Origin of the sequence: Maribacter sp. 1_MG-2023, assembly GCF_030547005.1 — a bacterium.
Taxonomy (GTDB): Bacteria; Bacteroidota; Bacteroidia; order Flavobacteriales; family Flavobacteriaceae; genus Maribacter.
In genome coordinates this window covers 137,933-154,606 of sequence record NZ_JAUOPN010000010.1, presented here as the reverse complement: position 1 = coordinate 154,606, position 16,674 = coordinate 137,933, and the positions used below count along the sequence as shown (strand labels likewise).

Annotated in this window: 13 protein-coding genes; 7 read left to right on the top strand and 6 right to left on the bottom strand. The window is 34.3% G+C overall.

Features of this window, described 5'->3' with window-relative positions; translation table 11 throughout:
• The first annotated feature begins 2 nt into the window (after positions 1-2).
• On the top strand, positions 3-641 hold the full coding sequence (locus tag Q4500_RS12705) for a Pycsar system effector family protein (protein ID WP_303600019.1): 639 nt from the start codon (positions 3-5) through the stop codon (positions 639-641).
• Positions 642-643: 2 nt separating this feature from the next.
• On the opposite strand, the gene Q4500_RS12700 is transcribed toward Q4500_RS12705, so the two are convergent.
• Entirely contained in the window at positions 644-1,003 is a 360-nt protein-coding gene (locus Q4500_RS12700; RefSeq protein ID WP_303600034.1) for a hypothetical protein, read from the bottom strand.
• Between the two features lie 1,029 nt (positions 1,004-2,032).
• On the opposite strand from Q4500_RS12700, the gene Q4500_RS12695 reads away from it, so the two are divergent.
• Together Q4500_RS12695 and Q4500_RS12690 are read left to right on the top strand one after the other, a co-directional pair.
• Entirely contained in the window at positions 2,033-3,307 is a 1,275-nt protein-coding gene (locus Q4500_RS12695) for a ribonucleotide-diphosphate reductase subunit beta (RefSeq protein WP_303600018.1), read from the top strand.
• A complete protein-coding gene (locus tag Q4500_RS12690; RefSeq protein WP_303600017.1) occupies positions 3,308-5,104 on the top strand; it encodes a ribonucleoside-diphosphate reductase subunit alpha in 1,797 nt (598 codons plus the stop codon).
• 212 nt (positions 5,105-5,316) lie between these two features.
• Here the strand turns inward: Q4500_RS12690 and Q4500_RS12685 are convergent, their stop codons facing one another.
• The 5 genes from Q4500_RS12685 to pta form a co-directional block, all read right to left on the bottom strand.
• Positions 5,317-5,580: a hypothetical protein gene (locus Q4500_RS12685; protein WP_303600016.1), complete on the bottom strand. Its 264-nt coding sequence runs from the start codon at positions 5,578-5,580 to the stop codon at positions 5,317-5,319.
• A gap of 2 nt (positions 5,581-5,582) precedes the next feature.
• Positions 5,583-5,927, bottom strand: coding sequence for a phage holin family protein (locus tag Q4500_RS12680; protein ID WP_303600015.1), 345 nt, complete (start codon positions 5,925-5,927; stop codon positions 5,583-5,585).
• A 5-nt stretch (positions 5,928-5,932) separates the two neighbouring features.
• Entirely contained in the window at positions 5,933-6,262 is a 330-nt protein-coding gene (locus Q4500_RS12675) for a YtxH domain-containing protein (RefSeq protein WP_282050528.1), read from the bottom strand.
• A gap of 128 nt (positions 6,263-6,390) precedes the next feature.
• The gene (locus Q4500_RS12670; RefSeq protein WP_303600014.1) at positions 6,391-7,575 is read right to left on the bottom strand and encodes an acetate/propionate family kinase; all 1,185 of its coding nucleotides are present in this window, start codon (positions 7,573-7,575) and stop codon (positions 6,391-6,393) included.
• A gap of 10 nt (positions 7,576-7,585) precedes the next feature.
• Complete coding sequence (gene pta, locus Q4500_RS12665) at positions 7,586-9,679, bottom strand: phosphate acetyltransferase (protein ID WP_303600013.1); 2,094 nt, start codon at positions 9,677-9,679, stop codon at positions 7,586-7,588.
• A 294-nt stretch (positions 9,680-9,973) separates the two neighbouring features.
• On the opposite strand from pta, the gene Q4500_RS12660 reads away from it, so the two are divergent.
• From Q4500_RS12660 to Q4500_RS12645, 4 genes are all read left to right on the top strand, one after another.
• Positions 9,974-10,741, top strand: coding sequence for a TIGR00730 family Rossman fold protein (locus Q4500_RS12660; RefSeq protein WP_303600012.1), 768 nt, complete (start codon positions 9,974-9,976; stop codon positions 10,739-10,741).
• A 58-nt stretch (positions 10,742-10,799) separates the two neighbouring features.
• Positions 10,800-11,750 carry a L,D-transpeptidase gene (locus Q4500_RS12655; RefSeq protein WP_303600011.1) on the top strand — a complete coding sequence of 317 codons (951 nt, stop codon included), beginning with the start codon at positions 10,800-10,802 and terminating at the stop codon, positions 11,748-11,750.
• Positions 11,751-11,877: 127 nt separating this feature from the next.
• Entirely contained in the window at positions 11,878-12,240 is a 363-nt protein-coding gene (locus Q4500_RS12650; protein WP_303600010.1) for a hypothetical protein, read from the top strand.
• Between the two features lie 77 nt (positions 12,241-12,317).
• Positions 12,318-16,655, top strand: a complete 4,338-nt coding sequence (locus Q4500_RS12645; RefSeq protein ID WP_303600009.1) for a CusA/CzcA family heavy metal efflux RND transporter — start codon at positions 12,318-12,320, stop codon at positions 16,653-16,655.
• Positions 16,656-16,674: the final 19 nt, after the last annotated feature.

Below are 16,674 nucleotides of genomic sequence, written 5' to 3'. Positions count from 1 at the left end.
TAATGATGGACGAATCAGAAAAAGTAATAAAAAAGCAGGGAAAAGCGATTGATAAACAATTGATTGCCGAATTGGGTATTGATAAAGAGAAACTAAAAGAACTGAAGAAGAAACTTTCAAAAGTTGAACCTCGTTCAGAACGTGGTGCAGAAACTTTGTTTCGTTTGGTATCTAAAAATCAGTATACTTTGAATGCGATGATCGATAGAAAATCGAACATTCTTATTTCCATCAACGCACTTATTCTATCTATAATCCTGGGAACCGTATTAAGTCAGTTAGATAAAGATCCACATCTTATATATCCGGCAATTATAATGCTTGGTACTAATCTTATATCTATTGCATATGCAGTATTTGCTACTAGACCAGAACTTACGCATGGAGATAGGAGTACCAATAACCTTTTGTTCTATGGTAATTTTAATACTATGAATGAAGAAGAGTACACAGAAGAGCTTACAGGTCTAATGTACAAAGGAGACGAACTTTATAAGACCATTGCAAGAGATACGTTTCACTTAGGGAAGACAATTGATAGAAAGTTTAAACTTCTTAGAACTTCTTTTCATGTTTTCTTAGTAGGTATTATTTTGGCAGTGGTAGGATTTATAGCTTGCCATATCATGTTTGCTATGTAATCTTAATTTAATGGTACAGCGTTCGTTTTAATTCTAAAACAACGCTCTTCTCCTAAGAAAAGCGGATTTCCATGCTTTTCAGACCAAAATCCGTCTAGAACATCTTTACTGAGGCACTGGTAAACAGCAACACCTTTGTAAATATTAAGGTCTTCGCCTTCATAACTAAAGTTTATAACCAGAATATTATTCTTGAAGAACCCGGTACCAGTTTGTTCTTGGTTGGTTCCAATACTCCAATTGGCAGTTATTCTGGTATTATCATCTAAAGACAAAATCAGTTTTCCTTTGTAAGAATGTTGTTCGGCATCTTGGTTGCTTCCTAAGATATTATATTCTCCAACTAAATCTTCAATGGTCATATATGCTGTTTCCTTTTTCAAAAGTATTAAATATTAAATGGATTTATTTTCTGATTCTGTTTACAAAATGAATGGCATAACCTTAGTTTACAGTATATACTATCATCATGGCAATTTTAAGAATACACAATCAAAGTAAAAGCTTCAATTAATTTTGATGATAGTTATACTGGTAGTAGTTTATTATTTGAAGGAAATGACGATGCTGATATTCCTTTAGATTAAAATATAAAATTTAAAGTAGTCGTAAAAACAAAAGGACACATTTGGTTAGAAGTATATTGCCAGTTATCTAATAGTGAATTATCGCTGATATCTACAAAAGAAACAAAGCTATCAACATCTACATTTAAAGTTCAAACTTTTTCTCACTAAAATGGACTGAAGTATATGTTCGTTTTACTTCTAATTCTGAAAAAATACATCATAATTTGTACTATGTAAGTGCTAAAAGTGAAAAGGTTTGGCTAGGCAAAACTCCTTCACAAGATTTTTATATTTTGAACATTCTTACAAAAAACAGCATAATTAATTTAGAAGTGCAATCAGAAATTTTTGGAGGAGCAAAAGGTAGAATCATCCGGAAAAAGGCGTATCTGTCACAGTAGCTAAAGTTGTTGTTTAAGTAAAAAACATAATGTTGAGGTTGATGTCAATTTTGCTAAATAATTGAAGAAAAACTACTTAGCGATACATAAAATTAAATAGAAAAAATACCTCAAGGTTGATAGTATATTATTTTTATAATTTACCTATGAGAAACTTCGTAAAAAATATTTTACAAAAGTTTTAGCTGAAGTATTTCTTTAAGGGTATTTCACTTCTGTATTCATATAATTTATTTTAAATACTTGTTTTTTAGTTAGTTATAGGTTTATTCTAAAGGGGTTTTTAACAGGTTGTTTTGATCTGAAAATGAAATTGTTGATAACCCTGTTAAAAGCTTAAAGGGGTATATGTAAAATTAAGGTGATTAATTTTCGACCTTTACATCTCTCTTATTAACCAGATCATTAACTTTATATTAACATGAAAATCACAGAAGTCATTAAAAGGGATTTTGCAACAAAACCCTTTCATTTGCACAAGATAACAAATGCCATTTTAAAGGCTATGACAGCTGTTGAACATGGTGGACCCAGTGAAGCTGAAATTATCTCTAATAATGTTCATTTAGCACTATTAGAAAGAAAGCAAGCTGATGCCAATTATATTCCTACAGTAGAGGAGGTACAAGATTTCGTTGAGAATAAATTAATGGAAGGCGGTTACTTCGATGTAGCTAAGGGGTACATTCTTTACAGAAATGAACAAGCGCAAAGAAGAAAGTCTAATGTCTTCGAAAAACGTGTAAATCTTAAGCCATATGAATACCCTGCATTGTATGATTATGTATCAGCAATAAGACATTCATATTGGATCCATACGGAATTTAACTTTACAAGTGATATTCAGGATTTTAAAACTGGGTTGACCGATATTGAGAGAAATGCAATAAAGAATACCATGTTGGCAATTTCTCAAATAGAGGTTGCTGTTAAAAGTTTTTGGGGAGATATCTATCACAAGATGCCAAAACCAGAAATAGGTTCTGTAGGTGCAACTTTTGCAGAAAGTGAAGTAAGACATCATGATGCATATTCACACTTATTAGAAATATTAGGTTTAAACGAAGAGTTTAAAAACTTGAAGAAGAAACCTGTAATAATGAAGAGAGTTCATTATTTAGAGACGGCTCTTAAAAATTCTAAGAGTGAGGATAATCAAGAATATGCAGAGTCGGTTTTATTGTTCTCTTTATTTATAGAACATGTGTCTTTGTTTTCTCAGTTTCTGATTATCATGGCTTTTAACAAGCATAAGAATATGTTTAAAGGTATCTCTAATGTTGTGGAGGCTACTTCTAAAGAAGAGCAGATTCATGGCGATTTTGGTATCGATATTATAAATATTATTAAAGACGAAAATCCTACATGGTTCAATAAAGAATTTCACAGTACTGTACAAGAAATGTGTAAAGAGGCATTCTTATCGGAAAGTGATATTATAGATTGGATTTTTGAAGCCGGTGAAATTGATTTCTTACCTAAGAAACTAGTAAAAGAATTCATTAAAAAGAGATTTAACGATTCTATCGAAAGTATTGGAATCGAAAAAATATTCGACGTTGACGAAGAGTTACTATCGCAAACAGAATGGTTCGATGATGAAATTATCGGAACCAAACACGGCGATTTCTTCGTAAAACGCTCTATCAACTATAGCAAAAGAACACAAAGTATAACCAGTGACGACTTATTTTAAATGAACGATTCAAAAATTAATTTAGAGACTAGCATTCAAGAAGAAGTAAAATTGAATGGTTCAGATGAACTTGTACAAGCTAGAAAAGAAGCCCTTGATAGCTTAAAGAAAGACAAAGAAGAAGGTTTTAAGTGGTTAAATGAAGATAGCCGTAACTTTTTAGGTTCTGGCTATTTAACTCCGGGAGTATCAGCAGAAACACGTATTCGTGAAATTGCAGATAGAGCTGAGAAAATATTGGGCATGCCTGGTTTTTCAGACAAGTTCTACGGTTACATGAGCGAAGGTTTTTACTCATTAGCATCGCCAGTTTGGTCTAATTTCGGGAAAGAAAGAGGATTGCCAATTAGTTGTTTTGGATCTAATATATCTGATGACATGGGTAACATTTTGTATACCCAGTCAGAAGTAGGTATGATGTCTAAATTAGGTGGTGGTACATCTGGTTACTTTGGTAACATTAGACATAGAGGAGCAGACGTTAAGAATAATGGTAAAGCTTCAGGAGCGGTACATATTATGCAACTTTTCGAATCTATGGTAGATGTAGTAAGCCAAGGTTCTGTTCGTCGTGGTCGTTTTTCTCCGTATTTACCTGTTGAGCATGCAGATATTAAAGAATTCTTAGAAATAGGTACCGAAGGTAACCCTATTCAAGAATTAACTCATGGTGTTACCGTTACCAACGAGTGGATGCAAGAAATGGTAGATGGCGATAATGAAAAACGTTCTATTTGGGCAAAAGTATTACAAAGAAGAGGTGAAATGGGGTACCCATATATCTTCTTTAAAGACAATGCCAACAACGGTGCTTCTGATGTGTATAAAGAAAAAGGACACAAAATTCATGCAAGTAACCTTTGTACAGAAATCATGTTACCATCAAGTGACGAATGGTCGTTTGTATGTGTATTATCTTCTGTTAATGTTCTTCATTATGATAAATGGAAAGATACCGATGCTGTTGAAACAATGGTATTCTTTTTAGATGCTGTTATTACTGAGTTCTGTGAAAAATTAGAAGCATACCGTGATTCTGAAAGTCGCGAAGATCGTCAAACGTTCATGTTTATGGAGCGTGCTTATAACTTCGCAAAAGACAACCGTGCTTTAGGTTTAGGTGTTTTAGGATGGCATTCATTACTACAATCAAAAATGTTGCCTTTTAACAGTCAAGAAGCATACAACTTGAATAGTGAAATATTCAAAACTATTAAAGAAAAGTCATACAGTGCTTCAGAAGAGTTAGCCGATAAATTTGGTGAGCCTGCAGTATTGAAAGGTTATGGTAGAAGAAATGCAACGTTGAATGCAATTGCACCAACAACATCTTCTGCGTTTATTTTAGGTCAAGTATCTCAAGGTATTGAGCCAATATGGTCTAATACTTATGTGAAAGATATCGCTAAGGTGAAAACTACGATTAGAAATCCTTTCTTAGTTGAGCTTTTAGAGGAAAAAGGAATGAATACAACAGCTGTATGGCACAGTATTCGTGATTTTGACGGATCTGTACAGCATTTAGACTTCCTTTCAGACTTAGAGAAAGACGTATTTAAAACATATTCTGAAATTGACCAGATGGATATTATCTATCAGGCAGCGAACAGACAAAATCATATTGACCAAGGTCAGTCGGTAAATATTATTGTTCACCCAGATATGCCAGTTAAAGAAATCAATAAGATTCACGTAACTGCATGGAAATTAGGTTTGAAGTCATTATACTACCAACATAGTATGAACGCTGCACAAAAATTCAAGCAAAAGAAAGATTGTGCTAGTTGTGAGGCTTAAGTCTTTTATGAACTAGAATAGTATTAAGATTTAAATCTGGTGTTTTAGCAAGCAAATAATGATTGTTTAAAGTACCAGATTTTTTTTATGGCAAAATGGTTTACTTTACGAACATGTAGATATAAAGAGATTATACCCGTAGGTAGTTAAATTGAATAATTAAAACAAGACAACTCCTACCAATAAACTGCTATGTGAGCTTTAAACAAACTTTAAGAACGGTCTCTATTTCTAGATTTACGTTTACTCTTTATAAAATCAAGTAGTTTACCAGAAAGGAAAGTGATTATTAAGCTTTTAATAGTCCCTTTTTGACTAAAAGTAGCTCCTAATCCCTGTCTTAGTTGATGTGGTACTAAATCTGTTTTAGCGCTATTAAATTGTAACTTAATGCTTTCTTGGGCGATTAGACGTTGAAGATTAAGAACTTTCAAGCGTTCATCTATTTCTTCAAAAGAATGGTATTGCGTGCTCATAATCAGTCAAAATAATATTTAGATAATTTTTTAAGTACAGGTTTGTTTAGTTGCTCTCTAAATATATAGAGCATAACTGCTATCAGAATATAAAACCCAGCTACGATAATAAAACCAATGAAGTAACTATTCATTAGTTCAGACAACCATAAACAGGCTGCGAATGAAAGAAATAATAATGCAAACAGACTACTGATACCTATTAAAAAAAGCTTTAATATGCCGGTAGCATTTTTTGACAAGACTTTGAAAATTTTAAGTCTATAGTATTCGTCACTATGTTCTAAATATGACCCCATTTCGGTTTTTAGCCCCATGAGGTCATTTTTTAATTCTTCAAAAGCCATAGTTGCTATTTATGTAGTTGAGCGTTTTGTGCTTTTAATTCTTCTAATTTTTGTTCTAACTTATCAATGATATCATCTGCCTTGTAACTCATCGTTGAAATTGCCTCGTCTAATTTTCTATCAAAAGCATCTTTTTGTTCATTAGCAGTTTTTGTTAGCTCATCTTTTGCGTGAGAAACTCTTTCAGCTATATCATGACTAGTGTCTTCAACTTTTCTTTTGATTCTATGGCGTGTTTCAATTCCTTTATCAGGTGCGTATAAAATTCCAATTCCGGCACCAATAGCAGCTCCAGTTAATATCGCCAATAAAGTATTTCCATTATCGTTTTGCATAATATTGAATTTAATATTTCAATATAAATTTAAACATTTAAAAATGCCTGACATATGATTTAAATCATATGCAAAAATTATACTAGCGTAAATAGAAAAACAAAACTGCGATTACATTTCACTGAAAATTAGTGAAGTAACTCATAGACCTGCTTTGCAATTTCTAATTCTTCATTTGTAGGGATGACTAAAATTTTAACCTTAGATTCTGGGGTATTTACTTCTCTAATATTTTTTGATCTTAGTTCGTTTTTTGAATCATCTAATTCAAAATTAAAATATTCCATATCCTTACAAACTAATTGACGCATAAGGCTAGAATTTTCACCAATACCTGCAGTAAATATAATGGCATCAAGTCCGTTCATTGTCGCGGTATATGTTCCGATATATTTCTTGATACGATAAGCATTCATTTCTAAAGCTAAAATACAGTTAGCATTACCATTGCTAGCTTCCTCTTCAATATCACGTAGGTCATTAGAGCTGGTAAGACCAAGCATACCACTTTTTTTGTTTAGTAATTCGTTGACATCATCTAAGCTATATCCTAAGGTATTCACCATATAATAAATGATAGAGTGATCAATATCTCCACTTCTGGTACCCATTATAAGTCCGTTCGAAGGAGCGAAGCCCATACTATGGTCAATACTTTTTCCGTCTTTAATTGCGGTAATACTACACCCGTTGCCTAAGTGAATAGAAATTAGTTTTGTGTTTTCTTTATGCAGATACTCATTTGCTTTTTCAGAAACATATTTATGACTAGTACCATGAAATCCGTATGCTTGAATTCCGTCTTTCTCATATAATTCATTAGGAATAGCATATTTTTTAGCTTTAACAGGAACAGTACCGTGAAAGGCGGTATCAAAAACCACCACTTGTTTTGCTGTAGTAAAGATTTCTTCTGCCATAACGATACCTTGCAAATTAGCAGGGTTGTGTAAAGGAGCTAAACTAGAGAGCATTTTAATCTTACTCTTAACCTCTTCGTTAATTAAAGTGGTTTCTGTATAATCGCTACCGCCATGAACAACGCGATGCCCTATAGCATCAATTTCTTCGGTACTTTTTAGTATACCAATTTCAGCATCTAATAAGAGTGAGGTAATTCGTTCTAGACCGGCTTTATGGTTTGCAATTTCATAAATTTTTTCAACCTTATTGTTATCGGTTTTATAGTTGGATATGGCATCTGTACTACCAATACGCTCTATGGAGCCAACGCAAATAACTTTGGTGGAAGGCATTTCTAAAAGTTGATATTTTATAGAAGAACTGCCGGAATTGATAATTAAAATATTCATGAAAATTGGTTTAAAATCCTTCTGCTTGAATAGCAGTTATTATTACGGTATTAAAAATATCATCTACGGTACAGCCACGGCTTAAATCGTTAACAGGTTTGTTTAAACCCTGTAACATTGGTCCGATAGCCAAAGCACCAGTTTCACGTTGAACAGCTTTGTATGTGTTGTTACCGGTATTTAAATCAGGAAATATAAACACGCTAGCTTGCCCTGCAACTTCAGAATCCGGCAATTTACTGAGTCCGACTTTAGCATCTACCGCAGCGTCATATTGAATAGGACCTTCAACTTTAAGATCGGGTCTTTTTTCTTTAATAATTTCCGTCGCTTTTCTAACTCTGTCAACATCTTCACCCACACCAGAAGCACCTGATGAATAAGATAGCATGGCTATTTTTGGCTCAATACCAAAGGCAGCACTTGTAGCAGCAGATGAAATAGCAATTTCAGATAACTGCTCAGAATTAGGGTTAGGGTTTATGGCACAATCTCCAAAAACGGTAACCCTGTTTGGTAGGCACATAAAAAATATAGAGGATACTATAGAAACGCCAGGTTTTGTTTTAATGAACTGAAGTGCTGGTCTAATGGTATGTTGAGTAGTATGTATAGCACCCGATACCATACCGTCGGCATGACCTTTATGTACCATCATAGTACCAAAATATGATACATCTTCCATTAAATCTTGGGCCATTGCCAAGTTTACATTTTTATGTTTACGCAATTCAAATAGGGTAGTGGCGTAATCTAAAAAACGGTCAGATGCAGTTGGATCTATAATATTGATATCATTGGTGTCTAAATCGATATCTAATTCTTTAATTTTAGAAATAATCTGTTCCTTATTTCCTAAAAGAGTAATAGAAACAGCATCGGCATCGATCAGTTTTTTGGTCGCCAATAAAATACGTTCATCTAAACCTTCGGGTAAAACGATATGCTTCTTCGAAGATTTAGCCTTTTGAAGAAGGTTATATTGAAACATTCTAGGGGTTATACCTTTCGCTTTAAACGTAATTAGCTTTTCAGCCAATTCTTCGGTAGGTACATACTTCTCGAAATCTTGAATAGATGTTTGTATTTTTTCAGTGTTTTCGGCGTAAATACGTGGTCTAATAGTACCTATTTTATTGGTGACATAGAAAGTTCCTCTGGCAACCGATAGAATAGGAATAATATCAGAAAGACCTTCTATTAACTTAATAATAGAATCTTCGGGAATAAGACCACCAGTTAAAACAATACCAGAAAGACTAGGGTAATTTGTTGATATATTCGCCTGTAGTGCTCCTAATATAATATCTGCACGATCACCAGGTGTTATAACAAGACTATCGCTTTTTAAATGCGTCAGGTAATTACGTAACTGCATAGCGCCAACGCTAAAACTACCGACTTGGTTGTTTATATAATCTTCGCCAAAAAGAACTTTAGCATCTAGCTCTAGAGCAATCTCTTTCAATGTTGGGCTACCTAAAACATTATTTACGGGTATAGTACCTACCAAAATATCATCAGGCAGTTTTTCTTTTAATCCGTTAGAAACAATAGTAATATTTTCTGGTTGTACCTTGTTGGCTACAATAAGCAGTACCTCAACACCTTTCTCTTTAAAAGAGTCGTAAGCCATGTAAAGGTTGCCAACTAACTCATCTAAGGTTTTATTCTTTCCGCTTGCGAGAATTACAGCCGGTATACCTAAATTTTTAGCAATAAGCACGTTTATATCCCACTCAATAATTGCACCTTCTCCAGAAAAATCGGTTCCTTCCACTAAAACAAAATCGAATTTATTTTCAATGGTTTTATACTTGTGTATAATATGCCCTACAATTTCGTCGTCTTTGTCCTGGTTCTTTAATTGAACCACTTGGCTACGCGTATATGCATAAGCCTCTTCTGGTTTCATATCAACATTAAAGTAGCTGAGAACAGTATCAATGTGGTTATCAGTTTTACCATTGCACACATCGTCGATAATAGGTCTGAAATAGCCTACTTTGGCAGTTCTACCTAAAAGTAGTTGCATAAGACCTAATGAGACAATAGATTTTCCACTATTGGGTTCTGTAGTAACAATATATATAGCTTTACTCACGTGTAAAAGGGATTAGTGTTTAACAAATTTATAGGATTCTTTACGGATTAGGGCTTACAATGTGAAAATCTGACACTTTAGGTTAAAGTTGATAATTCTAAAGTTGTATTTGAAGTCATGGTTTCTATGGTTTTAATAATACAAGAAGCTTAAGCATCGCATTTGAAGTGTCAAAAATAGCTAGGATACTCATGCTTAAAAATGACTTATCTCATATTATAAACATGAGATAAGTCATTTTCACCTTTGTCGGTAACAACTACATTTGGTTCTATTAAAAATTCAGATTACCAAATGCCGAACGAAACAAAAACAAGTACTAATTCTTTCTTTTTAAGTGAAGAACGTTCTTTTCTTGACGGACCACGAAGTCGGTTTAAAGAATTGTGGTTTACGTTTAAGGTACAGTATCAGTTTATTAGGGCGTTTAGAAAACTACATTTTATTGGTCCGTGTGTTACCGTATTTGGATCTGCCCGTTTTAAAGAAGATAATCCATATTATAAACAAGCAGAGGAAGTAGGTAAAGCTTTATCTGAAATGGGCTTTACGGTAATGACAGGTGGCGGACCCGGTATTATGGAGGCAGCAAATAAAGGAGCTTACCTAAATAATGGATATTCAATAGGATGCAATATAATACTGCCGCATGAGCAAAAACCGAATCTGTATTTACATAAATGGATAAATATTCCCTATTTCTTTATTAGAAAATTTTTACTACTCAAGTACTCCTTCGCATTTGTTGTATTGCCTGGTGGCATTGGTACCTTAGATGAGCTTTTTGAAGCAGTCACCTTAATACAGACAAAAATGATTCAAGATTTTCCGGTAGTCATTTTCGGAAAAGAATATCATAAAGAGTTATATCATCAAATACAAACGATGGCAGAAAATGAAAGTATATCTAAAAAGGATATGGACTTAATGTTCTTGACCGATTCTGTTGATGAAATGAAAGAACATTTAAAAGAACATGCCGTCAAAAGATTTAAACTTATTAAAAAACCAATGCGAACCAAGTGGTGGTTTGGCGAGAAAAAGTCAGTTAGAACTACTTAAAAGCACTCTCTAAAATCTCAATATTAAATTTTCAGGAATTATCAAATAAGAATACCACATGCTTAAAATCAATAGTATAAAAATAGTTTTATTCATTTTCACCACAGTAATGTTTATTTCTTGCCAGTCTAAGAAACAGACAGATATTGGAGCTTTACAGATAGATAGTACAGCAGTACTAATACCCCCTAAAGAAGTGGCAAAAAAGTTTGAGAGCGTAAAAATTTCGAAGAATATTAAGGTTGCCAGCTATTTTCAATTCATGGATTCTGTAGTGAGCAAATATGATACACTAGTGCCATATGCGCTATCTGAACATTTATTGGTACGTAATAACCCGTGGATTATTGATACTTTGGCGAATACAGATTATTATAGAGTGATGGCGCGTGATTCTTTTGTTTATGACCAAAAGCAAATGATTGTTTTGCCAAAAGGTAGCGAGTTGATGTTGCCAGATTCAATTACAGCTTGTAGAATACTGGAAGATTTTTTAGCTACCCAAATTGACGTTAATATACCAGAATATAAATTACGTATATATCAAGATTCTGTTTTATTAGAAACATTTCCGGTGAGAGTGGGGCAGTATCGAGAACGGTATTTAAAGTTTGGCGATCGGGTAACAGATTTAAGAACAAAAACAGGCAAGGGTACGATAGTAAGGCATGAAAAGCATCCAGATTTTTATAATCCGGTAAATGGAAAACGTTTTTATGTAACCAGAAGAGATGATGGTAAAACCACTATGATGCCTCAAATACCATGGATCGAAACTGAGATAAATAATATTAGAAATGGACAGATGATTCATCCAACTACAAATCCTAAAACACTAGGCAAGGCATATTCAAATGGCTGTATTGGTCTTGGTGAAGGCGATGCTTGGCGGGTATATTATTATGCCCCATTAGGCACAAAACTTAAAATTAGGTATGATTTAAAAACGTATGATGAGGGTATGGTTATTTCAGTACTTAGAGATGTATATCACTTAACTGATGATTAATAAAATGGAAGTGTTTTAAAGCTAAATCCGATTTAGTTTAAACTGAATTTAAATAATATGAATTAATAATTTTATTAATTTTACTAACGTGAACAAACTGTTTTCCATATTGTTATCATCGCTCATCATGCTGCAAAGCTTTGGTGTGCATTATGATGATATTGTTCAGTTAGATGAATTGATTGAGCACGCTCAATTTCATAGTGAGCAATATGGCGATAATGTAATTGTTTTTCTATCTAAGCATTATGGTGAGTTAAAGGCAGACCATCAACGTGATCATCAAGAGGAAAAGAAAGATCACGAAAAATTACCTTTTAATCATAGTGGTGCATCGCATATTTCTGTTGCCGATGTCATTTTCAGCACGTACAAATCAGAATTAAACGAAGTAGAATTTTCAGATTATACAGACGCAAATTTCTATTATCAAGCACCATCTTCTTCATTACACTCACAAGGCATTTTACAGCCGCCCCGCATTTCATAATACAATCGATTTTTTAATTTTTTAGTTCAAATTCATGTTTATGAATTTGAGCGATTCACGTTGATTTATATGAAAAGATGCTATCACATATTATTAATTTCAGTTTAAAGAATAAGCTCATTATTCTTTTGTTTACGGTATTCATTATTGGGTATGGGCTATTTGCACTTTCACAAATACCTATTGGGGCAGTGCCAGATGTCACCAATAATCAGGTGCAGGTAATTACGACATCACGTAATTTATCTACGCAAGATATGGAGCAATTCATAACATATCCCGTAGAACTTGAAATGGCAAACTTACCTGGAGTCAAAGAAATTCGCTCGGTATCTAAATTTGGTTTGTCTGTGGTCACCATCGTTTTTGACGATGATTTAGGTACGTATTTGCCGAGACAACTTATAGCAGAGAAAATAGCTTCGGCTTCAGAGAAAATTCCAGCCGGTTTTGGTACGCCACAAATGGGACCGATAACTACAGGGTTAGGTGAAATCTACCAATATGTTTTAGAAGTAGAACCAGAATACAAAAATGAATATACCAAGACCGAACTGCGAACCATACAAGATTGGATAGTAAAACGCCAATTGTCTGGTATACCCGGTGTGGTTGAGGTAAACACCTGGGGCGGATTTCTAAAACAATACGAAGTTGCTATAAATACCCAAAAACTAAATGCCATGAACATTACTGCTAGTGATGTTTTTAAAGCGCTGGAAACTAACAATAGTGTTTCGGGTGGCAGTTATATCGAAAAGGTGAATCAGGCTTTCTTTATTAGAGGAGAAGGGTTGGTTTCATCTCTTGAAGATATTCGAAATATTGTAATTAGCACTAAAGATGGATTACCAATTTATATTAAAGATGTCGCTACCGTTGACTTCGGTAGCGCAGTTCGTTTTGGTGCTATTACTGGTAATGGCGAAGGTGAGAAGGTATTGGGCCAGGTAATGATGTTGAAAGATGCGAACTCTAAAAAAGTGATTGAAGCGGTAAAAGAACGCGTGGCCGAAATTTCAACTTCGTTACCAAAAGGCGTTTATATTAATCCGTTTTTAGAAAGAAGCGAGCTTATTGCAAAAACTACATTTACGGTAAGCGAGAATTTAATACTAGGGTGTTTAATTGTCATTTTTGTAGTGGTATTACTGCTGGGTAATTTTAGGTCAGGTTTAGTAGTCGCATCTGTAATTCCTTTGTGTTTGTTATTCGCATTATCACTCATGTACATATTTGGTGTCGATGCTAATTTAATGAGCTTAGGTGCTATAGATTTCGGTATTATTATAGATGGCGCCGTAATTATTGTAGAATTTATAGCCTTTGAAATCACAAGAAAGCAACAGGAGATTAATAGTTTGCACAAAACAGAACAGCAGCAGCTAAAAGATGAAATAACTTTCAACGGAGCTTCTAAAATGATGAATTCTGCCATTTTTGGGCAGTTGATTATATTAATTGTTTTTATTCCCATTCTATCTTTAAGCGGAGTAGAAGGTAAAATGTTCAAGCCTATGGCATTGACTTTTAGTTTCGCATTAATTGGTGCAATGATATTGTGTTTTACTTATGTACCCGTAGCTGCATCGATATTCTTAAAACCGTCAAAAGAGTCAGATAAAAACATATCTGTTCGTTTAATGAAATGGTTGAATAAGAAGTATGAACCTATTATAAATTGGGCTTTGCAGAGCAAGAAATTGGTTTTAGGAATTGCGGCGATACTACTTATAGGCGCTACTATTTTATACACTACCATGGGCGGGGAGTTTGTGCCCACTTTAGATGAAGGTGATTTTGTTATTCAACCGGTTTTAAAAACAGGAACTTCATTAAGTAAAACCGTAGAGATAACTACCGAGATTGAGAAGATTTTACTCGAGAATTTCCCAGAGGTTCAGCAGGTAGTCACTAGAATTGGAGCTGCCGAAGTACCCACCGATCCCATGTCTATGGAAGAAAGTGATGTCATCATCAAGTTGGCACCGAAAGGGGAGTGGACAAGTGCCAAATCTAAAGATGAGCTTGCAGATAAATTCAAAGAGGCATTAGTCATTATTCCGGGTATGGAAGTAGAGTTCACTCAGCCCATAGAGATGCGTTTTAATGAACTAATTACAGGTGTTCGTGCAGATATTGCTATAAAGATATTCGGTCCTGATTTAGATGTATTAGCTAAAAAAGGAAATGAAATCGGAGCATTGATTAAAGACGTTGAAGGAGCTGCAGATATTAGCGTAGAGAAAATAGCGGGATTACCTGAAATGAGTGTTGATTATGACCGCGCTAAAATTGCCCGCTTCGGATTAAATATTCGAGAACTGAACGATTTGGTCTCTATGGGATTTGCCGGTAAAACTGCCGGTAATGTTTTTGAAGGAGAAAAGCGGTTCGATTTAGTCGTGCGATTAGATAAAGCAAAACGACAAGATATAGATGACCTTAAAAACCTATATGTTGATTTGCCCGATGGAGGAAAGATTCCTTTAAGCGAGCTGGCAGATATCACGTATAAAATAGGTGCTGCAAAAATATCAAGAGATGATACCAAGAGACGAACGGTAGTGGGAGTGAATGTTCGTAACCGAGATTTACAATCGGTTGTAGATGATGTTCAAAAATTAATTAATGAAAATGTAAAATTACCAGCAGGGTATACCATTACCTATGGTGGTCAATTTGAAAATTTACAAAGTGCCCGAGACCGGTTATTAGTGGCAGTACCTATAGCACTTGTACTCATTTTTGTATTGCTATACTTCGCATTTAAGTCGGTAAAAGAAGCCCTAATGATTTACTCGGCAATTCCGCTGGCAGCAGTTGGTGGAGTATTGTTATTATGGATGAGAGGCTTACCGTTCAGTATTTCTGCAGGGGTAGGTTTCATAGCATTGTTCGGTATTGCAGTATTAAACGGTATCGTTTTGATAGAGCATTTTAAAGAGTTAAAAAAGTATTCTTTTGAGAGTTTAGACGATTTAATAAAGCAAGGTACAAAAGACCGTTTACGAGCGGTATTATTAACAGCATCTGCTGCAGCACTTGGTTTCTTGCCCATGGCAATTTCTACAAATGCAGGAGCAGAAGTTCAACGACCTTTAGCAAGCGTTGTAATAGGTGGGTTGTTTACGGCAACCATATTAACCTTGGTGGTGTTACCGGTGTTGTATTCCATTTTTGATAAACATGAAAATTCAAGAAAGCCAATACCAAAAACAACTTTACAAAATGGTATTGCTTTTATAGCATTGCTTATATCCATTGGTGTATCGGCACAAGAATCAAATAGTCAGAATCTTGATGAATTAATTCCTCTAGCTATAGAAAATAACATGGGTTTAAAAGCTGGTCGACTAAAAGTTGATGAATCTGAAGCATTGATCAATAGCGCACTTATGTTCAATAAAACCCATGTGTATTATGAATATGATGAGAATAACCTTGCCATCAATGATGTACCGTTAAAAGTATTTGGTGTTCAGCAAGATTTTCGTTTTCCGACTGCCTATTTTTCGGAAAAGAAAGTCAATAAGGTGAAAACTACTTTGGTGCAAAGTGAATATGATATTCAGCGTAAGGCACTAACTAGAGATGTTACCAGAGGTTATTACGACTATCAAATTGCAAGAGAAAAAGTTAGGGTTTATAAAAGGCTAGATAGTTTGTATGCCAATTTTTCAAAGGTAGCAGCTAGAAGGTTTGAACTAGGGGGAACCAATTATTTAGAGAAAATAACCGCAGCCTCTAAACAACGAAAAATCAACCTGGACTATCAGCAAGCTATACAGGAAAAGTTTGCTGCGTATTCCAATTTACTGCAATTAATTCAGGTAAAGGATAGTTTGGTTATTTCTCAAGAAATGAATTTAAAAATTGACATTAAAGATGTAAAGGTAGATGCTTCTCCTGAGTCTGTGTACTATGAGAATAATATGCAACTAATTGCCGCAGCCCGTAAACTAGAAAAACAGCAACTATTACCAGATATTAGTTTAGCCTATTTTCAAGGTACAAACTCAAAATTGAACGAAAATCTTTTGGGTTATCAACTTGGCCTAAAAATTCCGCTAATATTCAGTGGTAATGCCTCTAGAATCAAGGCGTCTAAAATTGCTAAAGAAAGAGCGGTAGCTGAGTCCGTTGCATATAAAATCCAGATAAAATCGAAGCAAGAAATCTTAGAGCAGCAAATCCTTCAAATTCAAAATTCACTGAATTACTATGAGAACGAAGGTACAGAGCTATCAGATGAAATATTGAAGACCGCAACCATCAGTTTTAGAAATGGTGAAATTGATTTCTTTCAATATATACAAAGTTTAGAAAGTGCCTATGATATAAAATTGGGCTATTTAGATAAGTTAAAAGCGTATAACGAAACCGCTACAGACATTAATTTCTTAACATTATAAATAAGGGCATCATGCAAAA

Coding starts and splice junctions, on each gene's coding strand:
- Q4500_RS12660 (WP_303600012.1), top strand. CDS start 9,974: ATGCCGAACGAAACAAAAACAAGTACTAATTCTTTCTTTTTAAGTGAA.
- Q4500_RS12680 (WP_303600015.1), bottom strand. CDS start 5,927: ATGGCTTTTGAAGAATTAAAAAATGACCTCATGGGGCTAAAAACCGAA.
- Q4500_RS12670 (WP_303600014.1), bottom strand. CDS start 7,575: ATGAATATTTTAATTATCAATTCCGGCAGTTCTTCTATAAAATATCAA.
- Q4500_RS12705 (WP_303600019.1), top strand. CDS start 3: ATGATGGACGAATCAGAAAAAGTAATAAAAAAGCAGGGAAAAGCGATT.
- Q4500_RS12690 (WP_303600017.1), top strand. CDS start 3,308: ATGAACGATTCAAAAATTAATTTAGAGACTAGCATTCAAGAAGAAGTA.
- Q4500_RS12645 (WP_303600009.1), top strand. CDS start 12,318: ATGCTATCACATATTATTAATTTCAGTTTAAAGAATAAGCTCATTATT.
- Q4500_RS12700 (WP_303600034.1), bottom strand. CDS start 1,003: ATGACCATTGAAGATTTAGTTGGAGAATATAATATCTTAGGAAGCAAC.
- Q4500_RS12655 (WP_303600011.1), top strand. CDS start 10,800: ATGCTTAAAATCAATAGTATAAAAATAGTTTTATTCATTTTCACCACA.
- Q4500_RS12650 (WP_303600010.1), top strand. CDS start 11,878: ATGCTGCAAAGCTTTGGTGTGCATTATGATGATATTGTTCAGTTAGAT.
- Q4500_RS12685 (WP_303600016.1), bottom strand. CDS start 5,580: ATGAGCACGCAATACCATTCTTTTGAAGAAATAGATGAACGCTTGAAA.
- Q4500_RS12675 (WP_282050528.1), bottom strand. CDS start 6,262: ATGCAAAACGATAATGGAAATACTTTATTGGCGATATTAACTGGAGCT.
- Q4500_RS12695 (WP_303600018.1), top strand. CDS start 2,033: ATGAAAATCACAGAAGTCATTAAAAGGGATTTTGCAACAAAACCCTTT.